The organism is Bacillus sp. FSL R7-0646, from assembly GCF_037969865.1.
Taxonomy (GTDB): domain Bacteria; phylum Bacillota; class Bacilli; order Bacillales; family Bacillaceae; genus Bacillus; species Bacillus licheniformis.
Window position 1 is genome coordinate 977,653 of record NZ_CP150217.1, and the last position, 25,995, is coordinate 1,003,647.

Consider the following 25,995-nt stretch of genomic DNA (forward strand, 5'->3'; position numbering starts at 1 on the left):
CAATCTGTAAGGCTGTCCCATCGAGGACAGCTTTTTTACCGTTTAATCAACCGTGCCGAACAGTCGTCCGATTTCGTCTTTTAAATCATCCGGAAGCGGTGCCGCGACAGTGACACGTTCTTTTGTGATCGGATGGGTGACATTGATCTCGATTGCGTGAAGAGCCTGTCTCTGAAAAAGCCCCTTTGAACCGCCGTATAAGGTGTCGCCTGACAAAGGATGACCGATGCTTGCAAGGTGAACGCGTATTTGGTGGGTTCGGCCTGTCTCCAGCTGAAGTCTGCACAGTGTAACATCGTGACGGCTGTCATATCCTTTCGATTCAAAATGGGTGACAGCGGGCTGTCCGGAATGGGACACCCTTCTTCTGACGGGGTGGTGCTTGTCTCTGCCGATTGGCGCCGAAATGGTTCCCGTTTTTTTTCTGAATTTCCCTTCCGCTACGGCTACATATGTCCGCGCCAGTTCTTTTCTTTGCAGCTGTTCGTCTAAAAGCGCGTGGGCGAGGCGGTGCTTTGCAAAAACGACAGCGCCGCTCGTATCCTTGTCCAGACGGTGGACGTGCCGGACTTTTCGCTCCTCCCCGTTCATTTGAAAATAAAACGCCACAAGGTTGCTCAGCGTGCCGGTCTGGCCGGCTTCATTCGGATGAGTCGCCATTCCCGCCGGCTTATTGACAATAAGCATGTGATCATCTTCAAACAGGACGGGAAGTTCCCCGTATTCAGGGACGATTCCGCTTTCTTCCTCCTCTCTGAGATCGATCATCACGCTGTCTCCGCTCTCCAGCCGAACGTTATGATTCACCGATTTATGATTCACTTTAACTTTCTCGTTTGCGATCCAGTATTGAATGACAGGCTTCGATGCTTTCGCCTCTCTTTTTAAATATGCATATAAAAGTTCGCCGTGATGCCGTATGTCTGCACTGAAGAATAAGCCGTGATTTTTTTGGTTCATTTTTACTGCTCCTTTCTGTAAAAAGCGTTCAGGAATTAGGAAACACTTACCTCCACAGCCCATTGTTTATGTATGCTATTCTGTTTGAAGAGATTTGAACAAGGGATGAAGGGTGATCGATTTGCGAATTGTAAAGGCAGCAACTGAAGAACAAGAAATTTATATCGAAGAGCTTGTATCAGAGCTGTATCAAATATTTCCATTGTACTTGAATAAACAAAAAATAAAAGAACTCAAAAAGCAGGGCGCGCTTCAATTGAAAGAGGATGAATACAAAGGAACGCTCGATGAAGCGTTTCAGATTATGACAAGCCTGCAATTGATCCATGCATTATTAACTAAGGCGAAGCGCAAGTGGGTGCTCAAAGACCGTGATCTGTTCGATAAAAATAGCCGCAAGCTGAATGACTGCGGTCTGTACTTCCCTCTAACATCTGCCGACTTTCATATCGTGAATACCGAGAATAAAATGCTGATGTAAAAAGCCGGCTAACTGAAGTGAAAGAGCTTGTTCCAAATCGGAAAAAGCTCTTCTTTTTATGAAAAGATGATATAAGAAAAAAGCGGAAAACACAATGAAATGGTGCCAACTTCCTTTTTAGCATGTGCATGACCTGTACATACTAACAACCGAAAGGGGTGCAGTCTATTGACGACAATCAGCAATGCGATGTCTAGACAAGTGGCGACAATTTCTTCCAATCAAACGGTTCAAGAAGCGGCTGAGTTGATGAGCCGCCATAATGTAGGTGCGATTCCGGTCGTAGATCAAGGCGTATTAAAAGGCATGATCACAGACCGTGATATCACGCTCAGAACGACAGCGGAAGGCCAGGACGGACAGACACCTGTTTCAAACGTCATGACAACAAATGTTGTTTCAGGAAATCCGAACATGAGCCTTGAAGAAGCATCACAGCTGATGGCTCAAAGCCAAATCCGCCGTCTCCCGATCGTCGAAAACAACCATTTAGTCGGCATTTTGGCGCTCGGGGATCTGGCGGTAAACGAATTGTCCAATGAATCTGCCGGACAGGCGCTTGCGAACATTTCCACTCCGGCACGGACTCAGTAAGAACGGAAGAGCTTGCCTCTTACAGCAGGCTCTTCTTCATTTATACATACCGGTTTTTAGTGTCTTCTCTTTTCAAGGAGCGGCAAGAAGGATACAATGAATGGTGCAAACAGTCAAAAGGAGTTGGGCTAAAGCGCAATGATTAAAGCAGTGATTTTTGATTTTGACGGTCTTATTTTAGATACAGAAACGCACGAATATGAAGTGCTCCAGGAAATTTTTGAAGAGCACGGCTCAGAGCTGCCAATGTCGGTTTGGGGAAATGTCATCGGCACGGCCGCCGGATTCCAGCCGTTTTCTTATCTGGAGGAACAGCTGCAAAAAAAACTGGACCATGAACAACTAACGAAATTGAGACAAGAGCGTTTTACGAAAAGAATGGAAAATGAAAAAGCGCGCCCAGGTGTGGAAGCTTATTTGTCCGCGGCGAAAGAGCTCGGTTTAAAAATCGGGCTGGCGTCAAGCTCAGATTATAAATGGGTGTCCCAGCATTTAAAACAAATCGGTCTGTACGATGATTTCGAATGCATCAGAACGGCCGATGATGTTGAGGAAGTCAAACCGAACCCGGAACTCTATTTGAAAGCGGCGGAATGCCTCGGTGTGAAGCCTGAGGAGTGCATTGCATTCGAAGACTCTGTCAACGGATCAATCGCCGCGAAAAGAGCCGGAATGAAATGTGTCATTGTACCGAATAAAGTAACGAAAAGCCTGCTGTTCGAGCATTATGACCACCGCCTGGAATCAATGGCGGAAATGGAGCTGGAACAGCTGATCGAAAAAATCTCCGATCCATCATAAAAGCCAGAGGAGGAATGGGACGTGTCCGAAAAACTGGATCTTTCCCGCTTTGAAAAAAAGATCGTCATCCGCAATATTGAAGAAAAAGATATCGACAGCATCATCGGGCTTCAAGAGCTTTGTTTTCCGGGAATGATCCCATGGAAACGGGAGCATCTGGAAAGCCATTTGGAACACTTCCCGGAAGGCCAGTTTTGCGCAGAGCTTGACGGAGAAGTGATCGGTTCCTGTTCAAGCCTGTTGATCAACTTTGATGAATATGACGACAGACATACATGGCAGGATATTACAGACGACGGGTATATTACGAATCACAATCCCGACGGCTTAAACATGTACGGCATCGAGGTCATGGTTCATCCTGAATACAGACGGATGAAGATCGGCCACCGTCTCTATGAAGCGCGAAAAGATCTGGCAAGGCGCTTGAATTTAAAGAGCATTATCATCGGCGGCAGAATTCCGAACTATCATAAGTACGCTTCCGAGATGACGCCGAGGGAGTATGTCGAACAGGTCATCCACCACCAGATATATGATCCGGTCCTTTCGTTCCAGCTGCTGAACGGATTCACCATGATGCGGATCAACCCGAACTATCTCCCGGATGACAGAGCATCAAGCAAATATGCGACATTGATGGAGTGGAATAATGTCGACTACTTGCCGCAGACGAAGCGCTATTACAAATCAGCTTTTCCGGTGAGAATATGCGTGATTCAATATGAAATGAAGCAGATCCATTCCTTCGAGGAGTTCGCCAACCAAGTCGAATACTATGCAGATGTGGCTTCAGACGCAGGAGCGGATTTTGCCGTCTATCCGGAAATCTTTACGACGCAGCTGATGTCGTTTCTGGAAGAGCGCTCACCGAGCCTGGCCGTTCAGCGGATTACCGAATATACAGAAGACTATATCAGCCTGTTCACAGACCTTGCCGTTAAATACAATGTCAACATTATCGGCGGTTCCCACTTCGTTGAAGAAGAAGGAAAGATCTACAATATCGCTTACTTGTTCAGAAGGGACGGAACCATCGAAAAGCAATATAAGCTCCATATTACCCCGAATGAACGAAAATGGTGGGGCATCAGCAGGGGGGACGAAGTGCGCGTCTTTGACACAGACTGCGGCAAAATCGCGATCCAGATCTGCTATGACATCGAGTTTCCGGAGCTAGGCAGAATCGCAACCGAAAAAGGGGCCAAGATTATTTTTACCCCTTTCTGCACGGAAGACCGCCAAGGCTATTTGCGAGTCAGGTACTGCGCTCAAGCAAGAGCGGTTGAAAACCAGGTGTACACGGTTATTTCCGGAACGGTCGGCAATCTGCCGCAAACCGAAAATATGGATATTCAATACGCGCAATCCGCGATTTTCGCTCCTTCAGATTTTGAATTTGCAAGGGATGGAATCGTCGGCGAATGCAATCCGAACATTGAGATGGTGGTCATCGGCGATGTCGACCTGGAAATTCTCAGAAGACAGCGGCAGGACGGAACGGTCCGGCAGCTCAAGGACAGACGCCATGACATCTACAGGATTCATTATAAAAAATAGCAGATTCGGGTGCCGGCCGCTTGAGGCCGGCTTTTTCCTGTTGACTTTCAGCTTTATTTTTCATATATTGTAACTATTAAAAGGAGGTGGAAAAGATGAATCAAACTGGTAAGCGCATGACGGATATGCAAGCCCATCTGTATATTTGTCGCGCGATTTTTTCCGGGGAATGCGTATTACGGGATCAGTCTGCCCTTTTTTACACATTCAATTGGAAAAAATACCAGTGAGAGACATCTGCCCACAATCGGATTTTCTGATGCTGACGGCGGGGTGTAAGCTCTGCCGTCTTTTTAATGCTCGGTGTCTCTTCACGGGATGCGGAGGAAAGATGGATGATTATATGCAGTTTGCAACATGTCGGTCAAACTTACGGAGGACATACGATTTTCAACGGGCTGTCATGGGACCTGCACCAAGGGGAGCGCGTCGGTCTGATCGGACGAAATGGGGAAGGGAAAACGACGTTGTTGAAGCTGATCAGCGGCCAAATGAAACCTGATGAAGGTCTTGTGACATGGAAAAAAGGATTATCAACAGGGCTCTTGGAGCAGAATCCCGCATGGGACGGCAGCAAAACGGTAAAAGAGCTGCTGTATGATGTTTTTTCATCATTATGGAACACACAGCAGAAGCTTTCCCGAATCGAACGTCAATTGGCGGTTGAAAAGGACGCGGAAAAACTCAGATTCCTTTTGGAAAAGTACGGGGCTTTGCAGGATGAATTTCAGCGAAAAGGCGGCTACGGCATCAGCGCGCAAATCGAACGGGTGGCGCACGGCTTGAATATCGAGCGGCTATTCAATGCCGAGTGGCGGGAGTTAAGCGGAGGCGAACGGACGAAAGCGGGTCTTGCAAGGCTTCTCCTGTCAGCTCCGGATCTGCTTTTGCTGGATGAGCCGACAAACCATTTGGATTTAACATCGATCGAATGGCTGCCGTCTTTTTTAAAGCAGTACAAAGGTACTGCGGTCATTGTGTCGCATGATCGCTATTTCCTGGATGAATCGGTTACTTCGATTCTCGAAATCGACCAAGGAGAGCTTCACTTTTCAAAAGGCGGCTATACACACTATGCTGATGAACGGGAAGAGCGCCTTATGAGAGAATTTCATGACTATCAGGATCAGCAGAAGAAAATCAAAAAAATGAAGGAAACAATCAAGCGGCTGAAGGAATGGGCGAATCGCGCCAATCCTCCGAATGACGGCCTGCACCGAAGAGCGAAAAGTATGGAAAAAGCTTTGGAGCGCATGGAGAAGGTGAAAAAACCCGTTCTGGAACGCAAAAAGATCGACTTAGTTTTCAGCATGGATGAACGAAGCGGAAAAGATGTTGTCAGGCTTGAGGATGTCTGCAAAAGCTTCGGTGAGCGGCAGCTTTTTGACAATCTCAGTATGCATGTCCGTTTTCAGGAGCGCGCCGCCATCGTCGGAGAGAACGGCAGCGGCAAAACGACGCTGCTCAACATCATCAGCGGAAAGGAAACGCCGGACAGCGGTGACGTGCAGCTTGGCAGCAATTTATCGGCCGCATATCTGACTCAGCATGTCGGTGAAATGGAGGAAGAGCGCACCGTTTTAGCCGAATTCCGTGAACATGTTTCTGCATCAGAAGGCGAAGCCAGAATGATGCTTGCAAAGTTTTTGTTTTTCGGCCAATCCGTCTTCCGAAAAGTGAAAGATTTAAGCGGAGGCGAACGGATGCGGCTTCGCTTGGCACAGCTCGTTCACCAAAATCATAATGTGCTGATCCTCGATGAGCCGACAAACCATTTGGACATCGAATCTAAGGAGATGCTTGAAGAAGCATTAAGCCAATTTCAAGGGACGATTATTGCGGTTTCGCATGACAGGTACTTTCTTGACCGGCTTTTCAATGTCATCTGGTGGCTTGACGGCAGAAAACTCGTCAAGTATGAAGGAAACTATACATTCGCAAGGGAGAAGCGGCAGCAGGGTTGACACATTTTTATCACATTTGATAAGATGTTGCTACAGTTATAGAAGACAAAAGCAATGGAATGTATGCACGAACTGTATATATTCTCTTTCAATATTTTAATTCTGCTTGATTTTGTTGTATGGGTATGCATACAAGTTAGGCAGCATTCGAACGCCTGTTGACACAGGTTATTTGAGTGCTGCCTTTTTTTATTGTCTTTCTGCCATAACTGTGAGAAAAGAAGGGATAATGGAGGGGTTTAGTTAGTATGGCTTTTCGAAAACCGGATGAAATAGCGAATGCAGCAATTGAAGCAGGGATGAAAAAAGTACAGCTCCCGCTGCCGTCTCTGCTTGTATTGGGGTTTTTAGGCGGCGCATTTATCGCGCTTGGTTATTTGCTTGATATCAGGGTAATCGGCGACCTGCCGAAAGAATGGGGAAGCCTGTCCAGCCTGATCGGAGCTGCCGTATTTCCTGTCGGTCTGATACTGGTGGTGCTCGCTGGCGCTGAATTGATCACAGGGAATATGATGTCCGTTGCGATGGCTTTATTTTCAAGAAAAATATCACTAAAACAATTGGCGGTTAACTGGGGAATCGTCACGATTATGAACTTAATCGGCGCACTGTTTGTTGCTTACTTTTTCGGACATTTGGTTGGATTGACTGAAACAGGCCCTTATTTAGAAAAAACGATCGCCGTTGCACAAGGAAAACTAGATATGAGCTTCGGCAAGGTTCTCATTTCCGGCATCGGCTGTAACTGGCTTGTATGTCTTGCGGTATGGCTTTCTTTCGGCGCACAAGACGGAGCAGGGAAAATCCTTGGCATCTGGTTCCCAATTATGGCGTTTGTGGCCATCGGATTTCAGCACGTTGTCGCCAACATGTTTGTGATTCCCGCAGCCATTTTTGCAGGCTCATTCACCTGGGGGCAGTTTATCGGAAACATCATTCCTGCTTTTATCGGCAATGTCATCGGCGGAGCGGTGTTTGTCGGTCTCATTTATTTTATTGCATATCCTAAGAAAGACCGCTCCAGAAAAGAAATGAAGCAGGTATCATGAACAAAGGGCAAATCCGCTCGATAAAACATAAAAACGCCATTTTTATAAAAAGATGATTAAAAATAGAAATTGGCGGTATGTCCCGCAGGCAGTAGAGGCATTGGTGTCTTCTTTTGTCTGCGGTTTTTATTTGCCTGCGGCAGCTTCGGTTGAAGCGGATTTGAGAGGGGCTGAGCGATATGATGATTAACAAACGGTTTAAAAATCCGTAAGAATTCGAACCGAGATCAGCTACAGTACGACTGATCCGGAAAGTGGAGGGGTTTTTACTTAGACCACCGAACAACGGATATGGACATTCGCCGATGCCTATGTCCCGCCTGGAAATGCCCATGATTTCTGTGCCCTGTCTTGACCGGTTGGATCACCAAATTGCTCCTCACAGCCGCATGCCAGAACATGAAGTAGATTGCATTTACCTAGCCAAGCGGAGTTAGGTATGTGGGAGCTCTTACTGTATTTAAAATCCGATGAATACCTAGAGAAACACCGTTGAAAACAAACGGGTTTTTCTATATGATTGATAGTATTAATGAGAACGGTTATACATAAAAAGAAGGTGCATCATGGAGTTTCTGTTTGTTTTACTGCCGGTTTTCGGGATATTTGCGATCGGGTTCATCGGACAAAAGCTGCTTCATTTTGATATTCAGAACCTATCGAAAATGTCCCTGTATTTAATGTCTCCGTTTTTAGCGTTTGATACGTTTTATGAGAACAAGCTGACGATGGATTATATTTATATGTCTGTCTATTGTCTCGGCCTCTGTTTAACTTTGATTCTATTTGTCTACCTCATTTCATATGTTCACGGATATTCCAATCAGGAGCGGTGCGCTCTCGTTTTATCATCCGCTTTCATGAATAACGGAAACTACGGAACTCCCGTCGTCCTGCTTGTCTACGGCACGGCCGGGCTTGATATCGCCGTTGTGCTGATGGTTCTTCAGCAGCTTGTCATGAGCACGATTGGCATGTATTACGCAGCGAAAGGAAGCCCAGAAGCGGGCGGATTTAAAATCGTGATGACGAGGGTTATCCGGATGCCGGTCGCATACGGTGCGCTGCTCGGCATATGCTTTCAGCTGGGGCATATTTCGATTCCCGAACAGTTAATGACAGGAATTAAATTGGTGGGAGATGCCGCGATTCCGACGATTATGATTATTCTCGGCATGCAGCTTGCGGTGATTTCCTTTCAACATATCGAATACCGGAAAATTTCTTACTCGCTTTTGCTGAAATTATTCGTGTCTCCGCTCATTGCCCTGGGGTTTGCGCTGATTCTTCCGGTCGACGGGCTGGTCAAACAGATCATGGTGTTGGCGGCGGCCATGCCGACGGCGGCGAACACGACTTTGATGGCCGTACAGTTTGAAACAAAGCCGGAAATCGTTTCAAGCGCGACTTTTATCAGTACAATGCTCAGCATCGCCACCCTTCCGGTGGTGCTGTGGCTGCTTTCATTATGGGGCTGACCTGAATTTTTCTTTCAGGCGGCCTTTTTTCTGGCGATAACAAAGGGAAGCTTGCACCGCTTAAAAAACGGCGGCTGATGACAAGGGAAGCCGCCGTTTCCTGAGTTTACCCGTCTATTTGCAATGCGATATTTCCAAACTGCTCCCCGTCTTTCATCCGTTTAAAGGCCGGAACCGCTTCTGATAAAGGAAATACTTGATCGATCACCGGCTTAAGGGAATGGCGTTCGATAAAATCAATCATTTGCCGAAATTCTTCGAGGCTGCCCATCGAAGTGCCGATGATGCTGATCTGCGGGAAAAAGAGCGAGCGCAGCGGAAGCTGGATACTTTCTCCAGAGCTGGCACCGAAAATGACGATCCTTCCGTTCGGTTTAATGACATCGAAATAATTTGCAAAAGTGGCGGGACCGATGCTGTCGAGAATTAAATCGACCCGTTCCCCATCCAAGCTTTCCTTCCACAGGCCGCGGCTGTCAATTGCGAAGTCCGCCCCATAGCGGAGCGCTTCTTTTCTTTTTTCTTCGCTTCGGGAGGTTACAATCACCCGCGCGCCCGCGGCCTTTGCCATGAGCAGCGCATTTGTGGCGACGCCTCCGCCGGCTCCCGGTATGAGAATGTGTTCGCCTTTTTCTAAATGTCCTTTCGTAAATAAAGCCCTGTAAGCGGTCAGAGCGGATAAAGGCAGGACGCCTGCTTCCTCCCAGGAAAGGTGCGCCGGCTTTTTCAACACGTGCTTCGCCGGGACGATGACATGCTCTGCGAAAGTCCCGTCAGAGGGGCCGCCGAGAATGTCCGGCACTTGCGGAACGGAATCCGTATATTCCCAGCCGATGCTCGGATTGATGATCACCTCTGTATGAACGGCGAGGTCCCGAACGCCTTCACCTGTCTCTTCGATCATACCTGCTCCGTCGGATCCGGGAATAAACGGGGCATCGCCTGCCTTTCTGGACTGAAAAAGGAACAAGTCGCGGTGGTTCAGCCCGGCTGCTTTCAGCCTGATTTTGACTTCACCGGGGCCGGGCGTTTTGTCGGAAACGTCTGTATATTTCAGCCCTGAAAGGCCCTTGATTCCTTCATGGATGATCGCTTTCATAAAAAAATTCCCCCCATTCGAGTTGGTTGTGTTAAATTATGGACATGAATGAAGGTAAATGTAAAATGATTTGCCCGGGGCCGCTTAGAGGCCTTCTGTTTTATAAAGGATTGCAATGAGGCGGAAATTCCATTAGTGTAATACAGAAGCAAGCTAGCAAGTGAAGGAGATGGAACATGAGTTTTCACGATCAAAATATTTTACCTGCGGTACGCAATATGAAGCAGTTCGATACATTCCTGGACAGCCCTTTTTCATACGGGGTGCTGCTTGACATCCATCTTGGACAGCTGGGAGGCGTGATCAGCGCGGCAAGATCCCATGGGAAAAAAATGTTTGTTCACGTCGATCTGATCCAAGGAATTAAGCATGATGAATACGGTGCGGAATTCATTTGCCAGGAAATGAAACCGGCGGGCATTCTTTCTACGAGATCAAGCGTTATCGCCAAAGCAAAGCAGAAGAAAGTGTATGCGATCCAGCGCATGTTTTTAATAGACACAAGCGCCATGAAGAAGAGCATTGAATTGGTGAAAAAGCACAGACCCGACTATATAGAAGTGCTTCCCGGAGTAGTGCCGGAATTGATCAGGGAAGTCAAAGAAATAACCGGCATTCCGATCTTTGCGGGCGGGTTTATCCGTACCGAAAAAGACGTCGAGCAGGCGCTTGCAGCAGGGGCGTCCGCAGTCACCACCTCAGACACTGATTTATGGAAAAAATACTGGAACTAAAAATTTAAAATGTGAAAAATTATTGACAACGCTTTCACTATACGATACGATCTTACTAAGTTAATACATTGTGACGGAGACCCGGAGACCACAGCAGTTCTTTACTCAGTATGATGTAAAGAAAGTTTGCTGTGTTTTTTTATGGTCTTTTAGACACAGTGGAGAAGGTGAACTTATGGCGTTCATCTATTAGAATAATACTTCATAATAGATTTTAGGAGGGATAGCCTTGACAGCATTTTGGGGGGAAGTTATCGGAACGATGCTGCTCATCGTCTTTGGAGCTGGAGTTTGTGCAGGAGTTAATTTGAAAAAATCGCTGTCCCATCAATCCGGATGGATTGTGATCGTCTTCGGCTGGGGGCTTGGCGTGGCCATGGCGGTATATGCCGTCGGCGGCATCAGCGGAGCGCATTTAAATCCGGCCGTTACATTGGGGCTGGCATTTGTCGGAGATTTTCCTTGGGAAGAAGTGCCTTCATATATTTTGGGACAGATGATCGGCGCATTTTTAGGAGCGGTGCTCGTTTTTCTTCACTACTTGCCGCACTGGAAAGAAACCGAGGATCAAGGCGCGAAGCTTGGAGTATTTTCGACAGGTCCGGCGATTCCAAATACATTTGCAAACCTGTTCAGTGAAACATTGGGGACTTTTATTCTCGTTCTCGGACTTTTAACGATCGGTGCAAACAAGTTTACTGACGGACTGAATCCTCTTGTTGTCGGATTTCTGATCGTGGCGATCGGTATCTCGCTCGGCGGAACAACAGGCTATGCGATTAACCCTGCCCGCGATCTGGGGCCGAGAATTGCCCATTTTGTCCTTCCGATTGCAGGCAAAGGGAGTTCAAACTGGAAGTACGCGTGGATCCCTGTTTTAGGACCGGCGCTTGGCGGTTCATTTGCAGGCGTTTTTTACAACGCCGTATTCAAAGGGCATATCACAAACACATTTTGGATTGTAAGCGTTATACTAGTTGTGATATTGTTAGGTTTCTATATTCATATGAAAAAACAAGCAGTTGATCAATCGGTCAACATTTAAAAAAAACGCAATCTTAACAGACATATAAGGGGGAGTTTCAAAATGGAAAAGTACATTTTGTCTCTTGATCAAGGCACCACAAGCACAAGGGCGATTGTTTTCAACAAAGCAGGCGAAATCGTCCATATTGCGCAAAAGGAATTCCGGCAATATTTTCCAAACCCTGGCTGGGTTGAACACAATGCAAACGAAATCTGGGGCTCTGTTCTGTCGGTGATCGCTTCAGCGCTTTCAGAATCGGGGATCGAAGCCGGACAAATTGCCGGAATCGGGATCACAAACCAGCGGGAAACGACCGTGGTTTGGGATAAACATACCGGCAAACCGGTCTACAACGCGATTGTGTGGCAGTCCCGCCAATCGGCTGAGATATGCCAGGAATTAAAAGAGAAAGGCTATGAAGAGACGATCAGAGAAAAAACAGGGCTTTTAATCGATCCTTATTTTTCAGGCACGAAAGTGAAATGGATCCTGGATCATGTGGAAGGGGCAAGGGAGAAAGCCGAAAACGGCGACCTTCTCTTCGGTACGATCGATTCTTGGCTGATCTGGAAAATGTCCGGCGGAAAAGCGCATGTGACAGATTATTCAAACGCCTCAAGAACATTGATGTTCAACATCTATGACCTAAAATGGGATGATGAACTTCTCGATATTCTCGGCGTGCCGAAATCGATGCTTCCGGAAGTCAAGCCTTCATCGCATGTATACGCTGAAACGGTCGATTATCATTTCTTCGGCAAAAACATTCCGATTGCAGGTGCAGCCGGCGACCAGCAGGCAGCATTGTTCGGGCAGGCTTGCTTTGAAGAAGGAATGGTTAAGAACACGTATGGAACAGGCTGCTTTATGCTGATGAACACCGGCGAGAAAGCGATTAAATCAGAGCACGGCCTGCTGACGACAATCGCTTGGGGCATCGACGGAAAGGTGGAATATGCGCTGGAAGGCAGCGTCTTCGTCGCGGGTTCCGCTATTCAATGGCTGCGTGATGGGCTGAGAATGTTTAAAGACGCCAAAGAAAGTGAAAAATACGCTGTAAGAGCAGAATCTGCCGATGGTGTTTATGTGGTCCCTGCATTTGTAGGTTTAGGCACGCCTTATTGGGACAGCGATGTCCGCGGCGCTGTATTCGGACTGACCCGGGGTACGACGAAAGAGCATTTTATCAGAGCAACGCTTGAAGCGCTTGCCTATCAAACGAAAGACGTGCTGGACGCAATGAAGGAAGACTCCGGGATCCCGGTTAAAACGCTGAGAGTCGACGGCGGAGCTGTCAAAAACAACTTCCTGATGGATTTTCAGGGCGACATTTTAGATGTCCCTGTAGAACGTCCTGAAATCAATGAAACAACAGCGCTTGGTTCAGCCTATTTAGCGGGCCTTGCTGTCGGCTTCTGGAGCGATCGTTCCGAGATCAAAGACCAGTGGCAGCTTGACAAACGTTTTGAACCGAAAATGGAAGAAAAAGAGCGTGAGAGCCTGTACAACGGGTGGAAGAAAGCTGTAAATGCAGCTAGGGCTTTTAAATAAGCTGCATGTATGTTACAATCTAATTAAGTTAATAGAAACGGTTGGAGAAGAGGAGAGACCGCAGACACCAAAGCAGTATCAGCGCTTTGGATGTTTGTGGTCTCTTTTTCTATTTTTTACCGTGACAACAAGGGAGGACATGAAACATGGAATCATTATTTTCAAGCCGTAAACGGGACGACATTTTACAGAATATGACAAAGCAGAAGTATGACGTGTTTATTATCGGCGGAGGTATTACTGGGGCAGGGACGGCATTGGATGCCGCATCGCGCGGAATGAAAACGGCGCTTTGCGAAATGCAGGACTTTGCAGCCGGAACGTCAAGCCGTTCCACGAAACTTGTACACGGCGGGCTTCGCTATTTAAAGCAATTTGAAGTGAAAATGGTAGCCGAGGTCGGCAAAGAGCGGGCGATCGTCTATGAAAACGGGCCGCACGTTACAACGCCCGAATGGATGCTGCTTCCGATGCATAAGGGAGGGACTTTCGGCAAATTCAGCACTTCAATCGGACTGAGGGTGTACGACTTTTTGGCAGGCGTCAAAAAAGCTGAGCGGAGGAGCATGCTGACTGCCGAAGAAACGCTTCAAAAAGAGCCGCTCGTGAAAAAGAACGGCCTGAAGGGCGGCGGCTATTATGTCGAATACCGGACGGATGATGCCAGATTGACGATCGAAGTCATGAAAGAAGCCGTTAAATTCGGAGCCGAGGCCGTCAATTATGCAAAAGTAAGCGATTTTATATATGAAAACGGCAAGGTCACCGGCGTGGTCATTGAAGACGTCTTCACGAAAAAAACGTACCGCGTCTACGCGAAAAAAATTGTCAATGCCGCGGGGCCGTGGGTCGACCGTCTGCGGGAAAAAGACCATTCAAAAGAAGGCAAACACCTTCAGCATACAAAAGGCGTGCATCTTGTTTTTGATCAATCGGTCTTTCCTTTAAAACAAGCCGTTTATTTTGATACGCCTGACGGCCGCATGGTGTTCGCCATTCCGAGAGACGGAAAGGCATATGTCGGCACAACAGACACCGTCTACAACGAGAATTTGGAACACCCTCGAATGACGACAGCAGACAGGGATTATGTCATCAATGCAATCAACTATATGTTCCCTGAACTTGGAATCAAAGCCGAAGATGTCGAATCAAGCTGGGCTGGCCTCAGACCGCTGATTCATGAAGAAGGAAAAGACCCGTCCGAGATTTCCCGAAAAGATGAGATCTGGACTTCTGAATCCGGACTGATCACGATCGCCGGCGGAAAGCTGACAGGCTACAGAAAAATGGCTGAGCATATCGTCGATCTTGTCAGAGACCGATTAAAAGAAGAGGGCGACAGAGACTTCGGGCCTTGCAGAACAAAAACGATGCCGATTTCAGGCGGCCATATCGGCGGCTCCAAAAATCTGGAGGCTTTTATTCAAGCGAAAGCAGCCGAAGGGATTGAGGCCGGACTGTCCGAAGAGACGGCCAAACAAATCGCCGCACGATACGGTTCGAACGCAGACCGCCTGTTTGATCGTATTCCATCGCTGAAAGATGAAGCAGCAAAACGCCGCATCCCTGTCCATGTACTAGCAGAAATGGATTACGGGATCGAGGAAGAAATGGCAGCCGTCCCGGCAGACTTCTTCGTCCGCAGAACCGGTGCGCTGTTCTTTGACATCAATTGGGTCCGCACTTACAAAGAGAGCCTTACGGACTACATGAGCGAGAAGCTGAACTGGGATGGCGAAACGAAGGCCCGGCATGTCAAGGCATTGGAAGGACTACTACACGATGCTGTTGTCCCGCTGGAAAGCAAATGATTTATTAGGTCAAATAACCTTGGTGAATTTTCGTTAATAATCAATCGAATGGCCCGGCGTGAGGCTGTCTTGAACAGGCAGCCTCATTTTTTTCATTTGGCATGCTAAATTTGGACAAAGCGGCGGTTTGTCGATATGATAAAAGAAAAGCTGCAATTACTTAGCTAGAACATTGGAGGTAATCATGAGCTGGAGAACGAGCTATGAACGCTGGAGAAACAAAGAAAACTTAGATTCCGAATTAAAAGCGCTTCTTTTGGAAGCGGAAGGAAATGAAAAAGAACTAGAGGATTGCTTTTATAAAAAACTTGAGTTTGGTACAGCCGGTATGCGCGGTGAGATCGGACCGGGCCCGAACCGCATGAACGTTTATACGGTTCGCAAAGCATCGGCGGGCCTTGCCGCATACATAGGAGCGAACGGCGGCGAAGCAAAAAAGCGCGGCGTTGTGATCGCGTACGATTCCCGCCACAAATCGCCTGAATTTGCAATGGAAGCTGCTAAGACGCTCGCAGAAAACGGCGTTCAAACGTACGTGTTTGACGAACTGCGCCCGACACCTGAACTTTCCTTTGCGGTAAGAGAACTGAATGCGTTTGCAGGTATTGTCATCACGGCGAGCCATAACCCGCCTGAATACAACGGCTATAAAGTGTACGGAGAGGACGGCGCGCAGCTTCCGCCTGCTGATGCCGACAAACTCACCGGCTATGTCAATGCGATAGAAAACGAACTGGAAATCGAAGCCGGAGATGAAGCTGCTTTAACCGAAAAAGGGCTGATTAAAATAATCGGCGAGGAAATCGATCAAGCGTATCTCGATAAACTGACATCGATTTCTGTCAACCCTGATCTGGCAAAGGAGACCGAAGTCAAAGTCATCTTCACCCCGCTTCACGGCACGGCAAACAAGTCTGTCAGACGGGGCCTGAAAGCTCTCGGGTATGAACATGTCACAGTCGTCCCCGAACAGGAGCTCCCTGACCCTGACTTTTCGACCGTATCTTCTCCGAATCCGGAAGAGCACGCCGCTTTTGAATATGCGATCAGACTAGGAGAAGAAAATGGAGCCGACATTCTGATCGGAACCGATCCAGACGCAGACCGGCTCGGCGTCGCTGTAAAGGATCAAGAAGGCCGCTACGTAGTGCTGACAGGAAATCAAACCGGCGCGCTGCTCCTGCATTATCTGCTGTCGCAAAAACAGCAGAAAGGCATGCTGCCTGATAACGGCGTCGTTCTGAAAACGATTGTGACGAGCGAAATGGGGCGCGACATCGCCGCTTCTTTCGGACTGGACACGATCGACACGCTGACCGGCTTTAAATTCATCGGAGAAAAAATCAAACAATTTGAAGCATCGGGCGAATATGCTTTCCAATTCGGTTATGAGGAAAGCTACGGCTACTTGATCGGCGACTTCGCAAGGGACAAGGATGCCGTCCAGGCCGCACTGCTTGCCGTTGAAGTATGCGCCTTCTATAAAAAGCAGGGAAAATCGCTTTATGACGGGCTCCTCGAATTGTATAAATCGTTCGGCTTCTATAGAGAAGGCTTGAAGTCCCTGACCTTAAAAGGAAAAGAGGGAGCGGAGCAAATCGCAGCCATCCTCAGCACATTCAGAGAACAGCCGCCTCTTTCCATCGCCGGAAAAGATGTCGTATCCGCCGAAGACTATTTGACAGGGAAGCGGACGCTGCTAAAGGAAAACAAAAGGGAAACGATCGACCTTCCGAAATCCAATGTTTTGAAATATTTCCTTGAAGACGGCTCATGGTTCTGCCTCCGTCCATCAGGAACAGAGCCTAAAGTGAAATTTTATTTCGCGGTCAAAGGCCGAACCAATGAAGAAAGCGAAGCGCTTCTCAATCAATTGACAGACGAAGTGATGAAAAAAATCGACGATATTGTAAAAGCGACCTCAAATTCGTAATCGCTGAAAACCCTCCTTTAAATGGCGGGTTTTTTTATTGTGAAGAGACGATGAATGATGTAATATATATTTAACATTAGGTCATATATAAATTGCATATTGAAAGGAGAGAATGACTGATATGAAATGGATCAAAATCGGGGATGAATACATAGAAAAGAAAATGACGCAATTTTTCAGCGAAGCCGGTACGATTGTCGCTGCCATTTTATGTTTGGATATGATCATCCGCGGCTTTATTTTAGGAAAACCTGCATCCGAATACATCATCAGTGCCATCGGTTTTGCGGTCTATGCAGGCTGGATTTTGCTCCGCTATCTTTTGTCGGGATTTGAATATCCGGAGATCGCAGGCCAATCGGCGTATCGGAAAAAAAGAAAAGAAATCGCAGCCCTCAGCCTCGCTTCCGGCCTCATATTTGCTATTTTAACGCTTCTCTTTACCGGCATACCAGAGCATCCCGGCAGTTGGGTTGACTTTATTGGTATGGTGATGTTGTTTGCATTCCTTCATTTTCTGATCAACTTTATCTCGTTGCGCAATTCCTTTCGGAAAAATCAAGATCTATTAGATGATTAAATCAAAACGGCAGGTGAGCATATGGTTAACCGGGTCAAACTCGCCCGGATCGAAAAGTCTTTGACACAAGCCCAGCTCGCCGAGCGGGTCAATGTGACAAGGCAGACGATCGGGCTGATCGAAAAAAATAAATACAATCCGACATTGCAGCTCTGCATCGCGATCGCAAAGGCATTAGACAAAACGCTTGACGATTTGTTTTGGGAAGAAAAAGCCTAAGGATGAGCTTTGCCCTTTCTCGGTCAAAAGTCTTAGAAAAGATCATCTCATGAGGGCGGGCTTTTTTTTATCAACTATCGGTATAATGAAAGAAACTCCGGTTTAAGGGGATGAAACTTTTGCGGGAAGACACACAGTTTGAAAAACTGAAAACGCTCAAAGAAATAGCGGAAACTTTAAACGAAGGGAACGATCTAAAGGAAACGCTCCATGCCGTTTTAAAGAAGCTGCTCCGCCTAACGGGACTCAAAACGGCATGGCTTTTTCTGATCGATGAAAAGGGGAGCTTTGAACTGGCTGCTTCGGCCCGCCTGCCTCAAGCCCTTTCTTACCGGCAAAACCGTTTACTATGCGAAGGAAGCTGCTACTGTCTTGAACAATACAGGGACGAAAAGCTGGACAGGGCGAAAAATATCATCCACTGCCGGCGGATTACGACGGCCATGAAACAGAAGACAGGAGATCCGGAAGGCATCACCCATCATGCAACCGTCCCGCTCAGTGACCAAAAGAAGCGGTTCGGTTTGTTGAACGTTGCGGCACCGGGCAAAATTCATTTCAGCCGCGGGGAACTGGCGCTCCTCGAAGCTGTTGCTCTGCAAATCGGGATGGCGATCAAACGGATGAGGCTTGCTGAACAACAGCAAAAACACCTGCTGCTGACCGAAAGAAACAGATTGGCTCAGGACTTGCATGATTCCGTTAATCAAATGCTTTTTTCGCTCAGCTTGACCGCTAAAGCGGCGGGGGAAATGACAGACCAGCCGGAAATCAGGGAAATGCTCGAGTTTATGCAAAATCTTTCTCATGAAGCGCTTCTTGAGATGCGGGCGTTAATTTGGCAGCTCAGGCCCCAGGGGCTGGAAGAAGGGTTAGCGGCGGCTCTTGAAAAATATGCGGAAGTGCTCGGCCTTCAAGTAATCTTCAAGCTCAGCGATGTGCTCCGTCTGCCCCCTTCTGTTGAGGAATTGATGTGGCGGCTGAGCCAGGAAGCCCTCAACAATTGCAAAAAGCATGCCGGTGCAAGCCGCATACAAGTGAAAATCAATGTATTCCAGTCGTCTGCCGTCTTGGAAATCGAAGATGACGGCAAAGGGTTTCAGTACGATCCTAATGTGGACATTCCGACGCTTGGGCTGAAAGGAATGAAGGAGCGGACGGAAAAAGCGGGCGGCACGCTTTTGATCACCTCCGCAATCGGTAAGGGGACAAAAATCCGGGCGGTTTTGCCTATGAAGGAGAAGGGGGAGGCAGGATGGAGAAGGTGAAAATCATCATTGCCGATGATCATCATATTGTCAGAAAAGGGCTCTTGTTTTTCTTCAAAACAAAAAGCGATTTTGATGTTATCGGAGAGGCTTCGACAGGTATCGAGGCGCTCGATGTCTTGCGAAAACGTGAGGCAGACATCGTATTAATGGATTTATCAATGCCTGATATGGACGGCATTGAGGCGACAAAGCGAATAAAAAAGGAATATCCGTCTGTCAAAGTCATAGCGCTGACAAGCTATGCGGACGAGAGCTATGTGATTCCCGCCATCCAGGCGGGAGCCTGTGCCTATCAGCTGAAAGACGCCGAGCCTGATGAACTTGTCGAGACGATCCGCGCAGTTTATGGCGGGAGATACTCATTGGATCCGAACATCATGTCCCACGTCTTTCACCATGTGTCACAGGCGGATGAGAAAGAAAAAATACATCAATTGACAAATAGAGAAAAAGATGTTTTATTGGAAATTACGAAAGGGAAAAGCAATAAAGAAATTGCAGCATCTTTATTTATCAGCGAAAAAACGGTAAAAACCCATGTATCCAATCTGCTTTCAAAGCTTGGCTTATCCGATCGCACGCAAGCCGCGCTTTTTGCAGTAAAACACGGACTACAACAAAATGACGGGAGAGGATGACCAAATGAAAATAACCGTAATTAGCGGAACTGCGAGAAAACAGGGCAGAACGCGGATCGCCGCTTCCTATATCGCCCGCGCTTATCAGGCTGAGCTTATCGATCTAAGCGAGTTCATCCTTCCGATTTTCAACGGAGACGAAGAGCAAAGCTCGCTGGAGAATGTTCAAAAATTGAAAGCTTCGGTCAAAGAAGCAGACGCTGTCGTTTTATTATCTCCCGAATACCACAGCGGTATGAGCGGCGCTTTGAAAAATGCACTCGATTTTTTAAGCAATGAGCAGTTCTCGGGCAAACCGGTGGCGCTTTTTGCTTGTGCAGGGGGCGGCAAAGGCGGGATGAACGCGCTCGCCAATATGCGCATTGTCGCACGCGGAGTTTATGCGAACGTCATCACAAAGCAGCTTGTGCTCGATCCGATTCATATTGATGAGGAGCACCAAACGGTTACTGAAGCAGCCAAAGCCAATATTAAAAATGTAATGGAAGAGCTTCTGCTCTTTGCCGAATTTCAAAAAGCCTGACGCCGACAGAGCGCCAGGCTTATTTTATTTTACGTAAAGACAAGCACGCCGTTTTCGTGTTCATGTCCGGAAAATGAGGCGTGATCAATATACTGCAGCAGATCATAAAGCCTTTTTTCGACAATGGCGTCATCTCTTTCAAAATTGTAGGCGTGCAAAAAATGTTCGATCCGCTTTGATAATAAATCGTCTTCTGTCCGCACCATCAGGATCAGCAGGTTGTCCCACTGCGACCGGTGCGTATAGTACAAAGCTTTGTCATAATCAGCGTAATTCAATTTCGCCACTCTCCCTTCTTTCTGAGGAGTCATGCTTATTTTATGTGGCGGGGTGTTTTTTTCTCCGGGCAAAACTTGGTCTCCCTTGTTTGGCGGCCTAGAAATATGAGGATGGTATATGCAGACCGCGAAAAATGTCTGCATGACATTCGCCGTTTACGGTCAAGCTAACGTATGTACAATACATGCGGAGCGAATAGAAATGAAAAAACGATATTGCACGTACTTTTTTTGCATATTAACACTTTTATCATTCCCGGCGAAAGGCCACTTTCAAACAGATGTTTTCGATGCACCTGAACGGTGGGAAAGAATCGCCTGGAGCGCGCTTGAAGAAAAATACAAAGGCGCAAAGCTCGAGGATTATGAATATTTAGGGCGCACACAAGTAAATGATGAAGAGACAAAGGATGTCTTCAGGGTAACCGTCAATCAAGAAGGCAAATCATTTTCGGCGCACGCCGAGGTGTATTTTCATCCGGTGACCAATGCGATCATCAATGTCAATATTTTTCCCTTATAGCAAAAAAAACGAAGGAAACCGTTTCCTTCGTCAACTCAATAATTTACGTATATGGTCCTGATTCATGATAATATCTTGCAGAGTGTATTGGTCCAATACGTCCAAATAGGCGGAAAGGGCTTTGTTTAAAACATGCTTTAATCCGCAGATCGGAGAAAGTATACAATGGTTTTTTTCTCCGTTAAAACACTCGACAAGGTTAAAATCATCTTCTGTATGTCTTATGACTTCACCGATATTAATCAGTTCAGGCGCTTTTCCGAGACGAATCCCGCCGTTGCGGCCGCGGATCGTTTCAACGTAGCCAAGCTTGCCAAGCTCGTAAATCACCTTCATAAGGTGGTTTTTTGAAATGGAATAAGAATCGGCGATGTCTTTAATATTGACAAGCTCGTTTGAGTTTTTGGTTGCTAGAAAAATCAGTACCCTCAATGAGTAATCCGTATAATTTGTTAATTTCATCGCATGACCTCAATCAAACAAGTTTCCATTATCTTATCACATTTGCCTTCGATTATGAGGGTCGAGCGGAAATTGTTACAAAAATATAAAACATTCATTGATAATATTGCTTTAATTCCATTAAAAGTCTAGTATAAAGATGTATCTAAAATACATCTTTAATCAAAAGTAACAGTCCTATTTAAAAAAGATCTTATTGCACCTTTAAAGATGTATTTCAAATACATTTTTAAAGTGACTGGAGAGGAGCAGGCGTTATGCTATCTGAAAAAACCATGCAAATTGTCAAATCGACCGCCCCTGTTTTAAAAGAAAAGGGAACAGAGATCACCACTTGTTTTTACAAGCGGATGTTTGATGCCCACCCTGAATTGAAAAACATTTTCAACATGTCCCGACAGCAAACCGGCGGACAGCCGAAAGCTTTGGCTTTTACTGTGCTGCAGGCGGCTGAAAACATCGACCGGCTCGAAGACCTGCTGCCGGTTGTCAAGCAGATCGGACATAAACACAAAAGTTTGCATGTGAAACCAGAGCACTATCCTATTGTCGGTCAGCACCTTTTGGAAGCAATTGAAATCGTGCTCGGCGAAGCTGCGACAGAGGACATTCTCCAGGCATGGGCAGAAGCCTATGAAGAGATCGCCCGTGTATTTATTGAAGTCGAAAAACAAATGTATGAGGAAGACAAAAAGCAGGATGGAAATTGGGAAGGGTTTAAACCGTTTGTCATCATGGATAAACGAGTCGAATCCGATACGATAACCTCCTTTTATTTGAAGCCCGCCGATGGAACGGCTTTGCCCGCTTTCAGCCCCGGACAGTACGTATCTGTCTGCATTAAAATTCCGGGCGAACCATATTTCTTAACAAGGCAGTACAGCTTGTCAGATGCTTGGAATAAAGACTACTACCGCATTTCAGTCAAATTGGAAGCGGAGGAAGGCCAACCGGTGGGAAAGGTATCAAGCTATCTGCATGAGAACATGGAAATCGGCGGCAGCTTGGAAGTGAGCGCTCCCGCCGGAGATTTCACACTTTCCGAAGGAACGGATCGTCCGGTTTATTTCATTAGCGCCGGATCAGGCATCACGCCTGTCATGAGCATGGTGCAAACGTTGGCTCAAAAAGAAAGCCGCCGCGAGATCACATTCGTGCATGCCGCGAAAACTGAACGGCATCACGCTTTCAAGGAAGAAACGGAGAAGCTGCTCGGCGCCAATCCGGCGAACCGTCTCCTGTTCGTCTACAGCAGAGGTGCTGAAGCGACGGAAGAGCATACTGTAAAAGGCCGGGTGAATGAAGAGCTTTTGAAATCGGTCGTGATAGATCCAAATGGCGAATTTTATGTATGCGGTCCGCTTTCATTTATGAAAAGCGTGATTGAAGGATTGCAAAACCTTGGCGTTTCGATGGAAAACATCCGCTATGAGAGCTTTGCTTCATCTCTTGATATGCAAATAGCGAACTAACCTCAAGAAGGCAGCTGTCAAACCGACAGCTGCCTCAGCGTGTCGACAAACCCTCGCATACGTTGTCAGTCCTGCGCGTCGGTGCTCACGAATTCCAACATTCGCTCCGCTCCGATGCTCGGCCTTCCTAGACTGCAAGGGTTTTCAATCACGCTGAAAGAAGGATGACAAAATCCCAAAACTAAGAGCTGTTTTGGGATTTTGTCAGCAATCTAAGGCAGCTGTCAATCCGACAGCTGCCTTTCATCTTTTCAAAACCCGGCTCATACAATAAAGAGAAGTCCAACCGGGGGGGATTTGAGTATTGAGCATACGGGAGCAAAAAGAGCTGCAGCGGGCGATTGAAGAAATTACGGAAATCGCGGAAGGATTCGGCCTTGATTTTTACCCGATGAGATATGAGATTTGTCCTGCTGAAATTATTTATACATTCGGTGCATACGGGATGCCGACAAGATACAGCCATTGGAGTTTCGGAAAGCAATTTCACAAAATGAAGCTTCACTATGACTTTGGCTTGAGCAAAATATATGAGCTTGTCATTAATTCAGATCCGTGTTATGCGTTTTTGCTGGACAGCAATTCATTGATTCAAAATAAGCTGATTGTCGCACACGTCCTTGCTCATTGTGATTTCTTTAAAAATAACTGCCGTTTTCAAAATACGAAGCGCGATATGGTTGAAAGCATGTCGGCGACAGCAGAGCGGATTAAACATTATGAAACGGTACACGGTTCAAAAGAAGTCGAAGCATTTCTCGATGCGGTGCTGGCGATTGAAGAACACATTGACCCTTCGCTCGTGAGGCCGAAGCTGTCGTGGAGCGTAGATGATGAAGAGGAAGAAGAAACCGGCGCGCCGGCCACTCCTTATGACGACCTCTGGGAACTGGATCATAAAGGATCGAAAGAGAAGAAGAAAAGGACGAAAAAAAAGTTTCCGCCGAAACCGGAAAAAGACATTCTGCTGTTCATAGAAGAGCATTCGCGGGAGCTGGAGCCTTGGCAGCGCGATATTTTAACGATGATGAGAGAGGAAATGCTGTATTTCTGGCCGCAGCTTGAAACGAAAATCATGAATGAAGGCTGGGCGTCCTATTGGCATCAGCGAATCATCCGTGAGCTTGATCTGACATCAAGTGAAGCGATCGAATTCGCCAAGCTGAACGCGGGAGTGGTTCAGCCGTCCAAAACGGGAATCAATCCTTATTATCTCGGATTGAAAATATTTGAGGACATAGAGGAGCGCTACAACAACCCGACAGAAGACATGAAAAAGATGGGGGTAGAGCCGAACTCTGGGAGAGAAAAAATATTTGAAGTCAGGGAGATCGAATCAGACATTTCATTTATCAGGAACTATTTAACGAAGGATCTTGTGATGCGGGAAGACCTCTACTTGTTTCAAAAACAGGGAAGGGATTATAAAATCGTCGACAAGGATTGGGAGGCTGTGCGCGATCAGCTTGTCAGCATGAGAGTCAACGGAGGATTTCCTTATTTGACAGTTGAGGACGGAGATTACTTAAAGAACAATGAATTATACATCAAGCATTGGTATGAAGGGATCGAACTCGATTTGAAGTATCTTGAAAAAGTTCTGCCTTACCTCCACCAGCTATGGGGAAGAAGCGTGCATGTCGAGACCGTGCTCGAAGATAAACCCGTCATGTTTTCCTATGATGGAAAGGCTGTCCACCGCAGATATTTATAAAGGCTGCATTTTGGCAGCCTTTTTTCTTTTAAAGCGCAACGATTTCAACTCGTCCGTCCTTTCAAAAGAAATGCCAAATTAATGCACGTTTGCCCAGTTTTACGACTTCATTATAAAAATGTAAAATAAAGTATTTAATGATATTTCTAAAATTGTAATTTTAGCTGCCGGAAAGCGTAAAAATGTAGTATTTAAGTTACCTTTGAAATGTAAATGAAATATTATCTACCCTTAAAAACTTTTTTTGAAAACGAATAATTAAGGAATTTGACATAGTAAGTCAAGACTATACCTGATGGAATTCCCTCCTTATAATAGAAGCAGAGGAAGGGCTGAAGCAGCCGTTCTCAAAAAAATGAAACTGCTAATTTTCGCCTTTGAAAATATAAAATATTCTGCTATTGGGAGGACAACATGAAAAAACAAGTAATAACAGCAGCATCAGCGGTTGTTTTAGGATCGACTTTGTTTGCGGGAGCCGCTTCCGCGCAAACCATAACGGTGAAAAAAGGAGACACGTTATGGGGTTTTTCGAAGAAGTATGGCACAACTGTCAGCAAGATTAAACAGGAAAACAAGCTGAAATCCGATATCATTTACATAGGACAGAGGCTGTCGATCAATGGAAGCAGTTCTTCGTCTGCAAAAGCGTCGAAAGTTTCATCAGCTACGCATAAAGTGGTCAAAGGAGACAGCCTTTGGAAAATTTCGCGGACATACGGCATGACTGTTAACGAACTGAAAACTCTGAACGGTTTAAAAACAGATTTAATCCGGATTGGACAAGTATTAAAAGTCAAAGGGACGAAAAGCGTAAAAGCAGCATCAACAACCAAGCCTTCCGCATCAAGCGGGACAAGCAAAACAAGCGCACCTGCGCAGAAATCTTCAACGCTGAATACGTCAAAACTTGTTTCTGATGCAAAAGCCCTTATCGGAACGCCTTATAAATGGGGCGGAACATCTACATCAGGATTTGACTGCAGCGGGTTTGTCTGGTACATCCTCAACAAACAGACAAATGTAGCGAGAACGAATACAGTCGGTTACTGGAATTCAATGAAGAGCGTATCAAGCCCGGCAGTAGGCGATTTCGTATTCTTCACGACATATCAGCCGGGACCTTCGCATATGGGGGTTTACATCGGAAACAATCAATTCGTTCATGCCGGTTCTGACGGCGTAACGATCAGCGATATGACAAACAGCTATTGGAAGCCCCGCTATCTTGGAGCAAAACGCTTCTAATGTTGCAGGGACAAGCCCGTTC

The 25,995-nt window shown here is 46.6% G+C and carries 25 protein-coding genes; 21 read left to right on the forward strand and 4 right to left on the reverse strand.

What is annotated here, in order from left to right:
• Positions 1-42: 42 nt before the first annotated feature.
• Positions 43-960 (reverse strand): RluA family pseudouridine synthase, encoded by a 918-nt coding sequence (locus tag MKY62_RS04885; protein WP_003180064.1) that lies wholly within the window; start codon positions 958-960, stop codon positions 43-45.
• A 112-nt stretch (positions 961-1,072) separates the two neighbouring features.
• On the opposite strand from MKY62_RS04885, the gene MKY62_RS04890 reads away from it, so the two are divergent.
• From MKY62_RS04890 to MKY62_RS04920, 7 genes are all read left to right on the forward strand, one after another.
• The gene (locus MKY62_RS04890) at positions 1,073-1,441 is read left to right on the forward strand and encodes a YhcU family protein (RefSeq protein WP_003180066.1); all 369 of its coding nucleotides are present in this window, start codon (positions 1,073-1,075) and stop codon (positions 1,439-1,441) included.
• A 168-nt stretch (positions 1,442-1,609) separates the two neighbouring features.
• Positions 1,610-2,035 carry a CBS domain-containing protein gene (locus MKY62_RS04895; protein WP_003180069.1) on the forward strand — a complete coding sequence of 142 codons (426 nt, stop codon included), beginning with the start codon at positions 1,610-1,612 and terminating at the stop codon, positions 2,033-2,035.
• A gap of 138 nt (positions 2,036-2,173) precedes the next feature.
• On the forward strand, positions 2,174-2,836 hold the full coding sequence (locus MKY62_RS04900) for an HAD family hydrolase (RefSeq protein ID WP_003180071.1): 663 nt from the start codon (positions 2,174-2,176) through the stop codon (positions 2,834-2,836).
• 21 nt (positions 2,837-2,857) lie between these two features.
• Positions 2,858-4,396 (forward strand): bifunctional GNAT family N-acetyltransferase/carbon-nitrogen hydrolase family protein, encoded by a 1,539-nt coding sequence (locus tag MKY62_RS04905; RefSeq protein WP_003180073.1) that lies wholly within the window; start codon positions 2,858-2,860, stop codon positions 4,394-4,396.
• 335 nt (positions 4,397-4,731) lie between these two features.
• Positions 4,732-6,360: an ABC-F family ATP-binding cassette domain-containing protein gene (locus MKY62_RS04910; RefSeq protein ID WP_016886417.1), complete on the forward strand. Its 1,629-nt coding sequence runs from the start codon at positions 4,732-4,734 to the stop codon at positions 6,358-6,360.
• Positions 6,361-6,608: 248 nt separating this feature from the next.
• Positions 6,609-7,409, forward strand: a complete 801-nt coding sequence (locus MKY62_RS04915) for a formate/nitrite transporter family protein (protein WP_003180078.1) — start codon at positions 6,609-6,611, stop codon at positions 7,407-7,409.
• Between the two features lie 566 nt (positions 7,410-7,975).
• Entirely contained in the window at positions 7,976-8,887 is a 912-nt protein-coding gene (locus tag MKY62_RS04920; RefSeq protein WP_003180080.1) for an AEC family transporter, read from the forward strand.
• 106 nt (positions 8,888-8,993) lie between these two features.
• Here the strand turns inward: MKY62_RS04920 and MKY62_RS04925 are convergent, their stop codons facing one another.
• Positions 8,994-9,986, reverse strand: coding sequence for a zinc-binding dehydrogenase (locus MKY62_RS04925; protein ID WP_003180082.1), 993 nt, complete (start codon positions 9,984-9,986; stop codon positions 8,994-8,996).
• A 176-nt stretch (positions 9,987-10,162) separates the two neighbouring features.
• Here MKY62_RS04925 and MKY62_RS04930 point away from each other — a divergent pair, with 176 nt between their 5' ends.
• The 10 genes from MKY62_RS04930 (at position 10,163) to MKY62_RS04975 (ending at position 20,276) form a co-directional block, all read left to right on the forward strand.
• Positions 10,163-10,720, forward strand: coding sequence for a glycerol-3-phosphate responsive antiterminator (locus MKY62_RS04930; RefSeq protein ID WP_003180084.1), 558 nt, complete (start codon positions 10,163-10,165; stop codon positions 10,718-10,720).
• A gap of 229 nt (positions 10,721-10,949) precedes the next feature.
• Positions 10,950-11,765, forward strand: a complete 816-nt coding sequence (locus MKY62_RS04935) for an MIP/aquaporin family protein (protein WP_003180086.1) — start codon at positions 10,950-10,952, stop codon at positions 11,763-11,765.
• Between the two features lie 42 nt (positions 11,766-11,807).
• On the forward strand, positions 11,808-13,298 hold the full coding sequence (gene glpK / locus MKY62_RS04940) for a glycerol kinase GlpK (protein ID WP_003180088.1): 1,491 nt from the start codon (positions 11,808-11,810) through the stop codon (positions 13,296-13,298).
• Positions 13,299-13,444: 146 nt separating this feature from the next.
• Entirely contained in the window at positions 13,445-15,112 is a 1,668-nt protein-coding gene (glpD, locus tag MKY62_RS04945) for a glycerol-3-phosphate dehydrogenase (RefSeq protein WP_009328987.1), read from the forward strand.
• 184 nt (positions 15,113-15,296) lie between these two features.
• Positions 15,297-17,045: a phospho-sugar mutase gene (locus tag MKY62_RS04950; protein ID WP_003180092.1), complete on the forward strand. Its 1,749-nt coding sequence runs from the start codon at positions 15,297-15,299 to the stop codon at positions 17,043-17,045.
• A gap of 121 nt (positions 17,046-17,166) precedes the next feature.
• Positions 17,167-17,625, forward strand: a complete 459-nt coding sequence (locus MKY62_RS04955; protein WP_003180094.1) for a DUF6773 family protein — start codon at positions 17,167-17,169, stop codon at positions 17,623-17,625.
• A gap of 21 nt (positions 17,626-17,646) precedes the next feature.
• Positions 17,647-17,844: a helix-turn-helix transcriptional regulator gene (locus MKY62_RS04960; RefSeq protein ID WP_003180095.1), complete on the forward strand. Its 198-nt coding sequence runs from the start codon at positions 17,647-17,649 to the stop codon at positions 17,842-17,844.
• A 119-nt stretch (positions 17,845-17,963) separates the two neighbouring features.
• Entirely contained in the window at positions 17,964-19,112 is a 1,149-nt protein-coding gene (locus tag MKY62_RS04965) for a GAF domain-containing sensor histidine kinase (protein ID WP_003180097.1), read from the forward strand.
• The gene (locus tag MKY62_RS04970; protein ID WP_003180099.1) at positions 19,100-19,753 is read left to right on the forward strand and encodes a response regulator transcription factor; all 654 of its coding nucleotides are present in this window, start codon (positions 19,100-19,102) and stop codon (positions 19,751-19,753) included. The genes MKY62_RS04965 and MKY62_RS04970 overlap by 13 nt, the downstream gene beginning before the upstream one ends.
• A gap of 4 nt (positions 19,754-19,757) precedes the next feature.
• Positions 19,758-20,276 carry an NADPH-dependent FMN reductase gene (locus MKY62_RS04975; RefSeq protein ID WP_003180101.1) on the forward strand — a complete coding sequence of 173 codons (519 nt, stop codon included), beginning with the start codon at positions 19,758-19,760 and terminating at the stop codon, positions 20,274-20,276.
• Positions 20,277-20,305: 29 nt separating this feature from the next.
• Here MKY62_RS04975 and MKY62_RS04980 read toward each other — a convergent pair whose 3' ends face one another.
• Positions 20,306-20,554 (reverse strand): YhdB family protein, encoded by a 249-nt coding sequence (locus MKY62_RS04980; protein ID WP_003180102.1) that lies wholly within the window; start codon positions 20,552-20,554, stop codon positions 20,306-20,308.
• Between the two features lie 202 nt (positions 20,555-20,756).
• Between MKY62_RS04980 and MKY62_RS04985 the strand changes: the two genes are divergently transcribed.
• A complete protein-coding gene (locus MKY62_RS04985) occupies positions 20,757-21,077 on the forward strand; it encodes a YqzG/YhdC family protein (RefSeq protein ID WP_011197686.1) in 321 nt (106 codons plus the stop codon).
• Positions 21,078-21,107: 30 nt separating this feature from the next.
• Here MKY62_RS04985 and nsrR read toward each other — a convergent pair whose 3' ends face one another.
• Positions 21,108-21,539, reverse strand: a complete 432-nt coding sequence (gene nsrR / locus MKY62_RS04990; RefSeq protein ID WP_003180105.1) for a nitric oxide-sensing transcriptional repressor NsrR — start codon at positions 21,537-21,539, stop codon at positions 21,108-21,110.
• A 257-nt stretch (positions 21,540-21,796) separates the two neighbouring features.
• Between nsrR and hmpA the strand changes: the two genes are divergently transcribed.
• The 3 genes from hmpA (at position 21,797) to MKY62_RS05005 (ending at position 25,973) form a co-directional block, all read left to right on the forward strand.
• On the forward strand, positions 21,797-23,011 hold the full coding sequence (gene hmpA, locus MKY62_RS04995) for an NO-inducible flavohemoprotein (RefSeq protein ID WP_003180106.1): 1,215 nt from the start codon (positions 21,797-21,799) through the stop codon (positions 23,009-23,011).
• Positions 23,012-23,315: 304 nt separating this feature from the next.
• On the forward strand, positions 23,316-24,725 hold the full coding sequence (locus MKY62_RS05000; protein WP_003180109.1) for a SpoVR family protein: 1,410 nt from the start codon (positions 23,316-23,318) through the stop codon (positions 24,723-24,725).
• Between the two features lie 414 nt (positions 24,726-25,139).
• Positions 25,140-25,973, forward strand: a complete 834-nt coding sequence (locus MKY62_RS05005; protein WP_003180111.1) for a C40 family peptidase — start codon at positions 25,140-25,142, stop codon at positions 25,971-25,973.
• Positions 25,974-25,995: the final 22 nt, after the last annotated feature.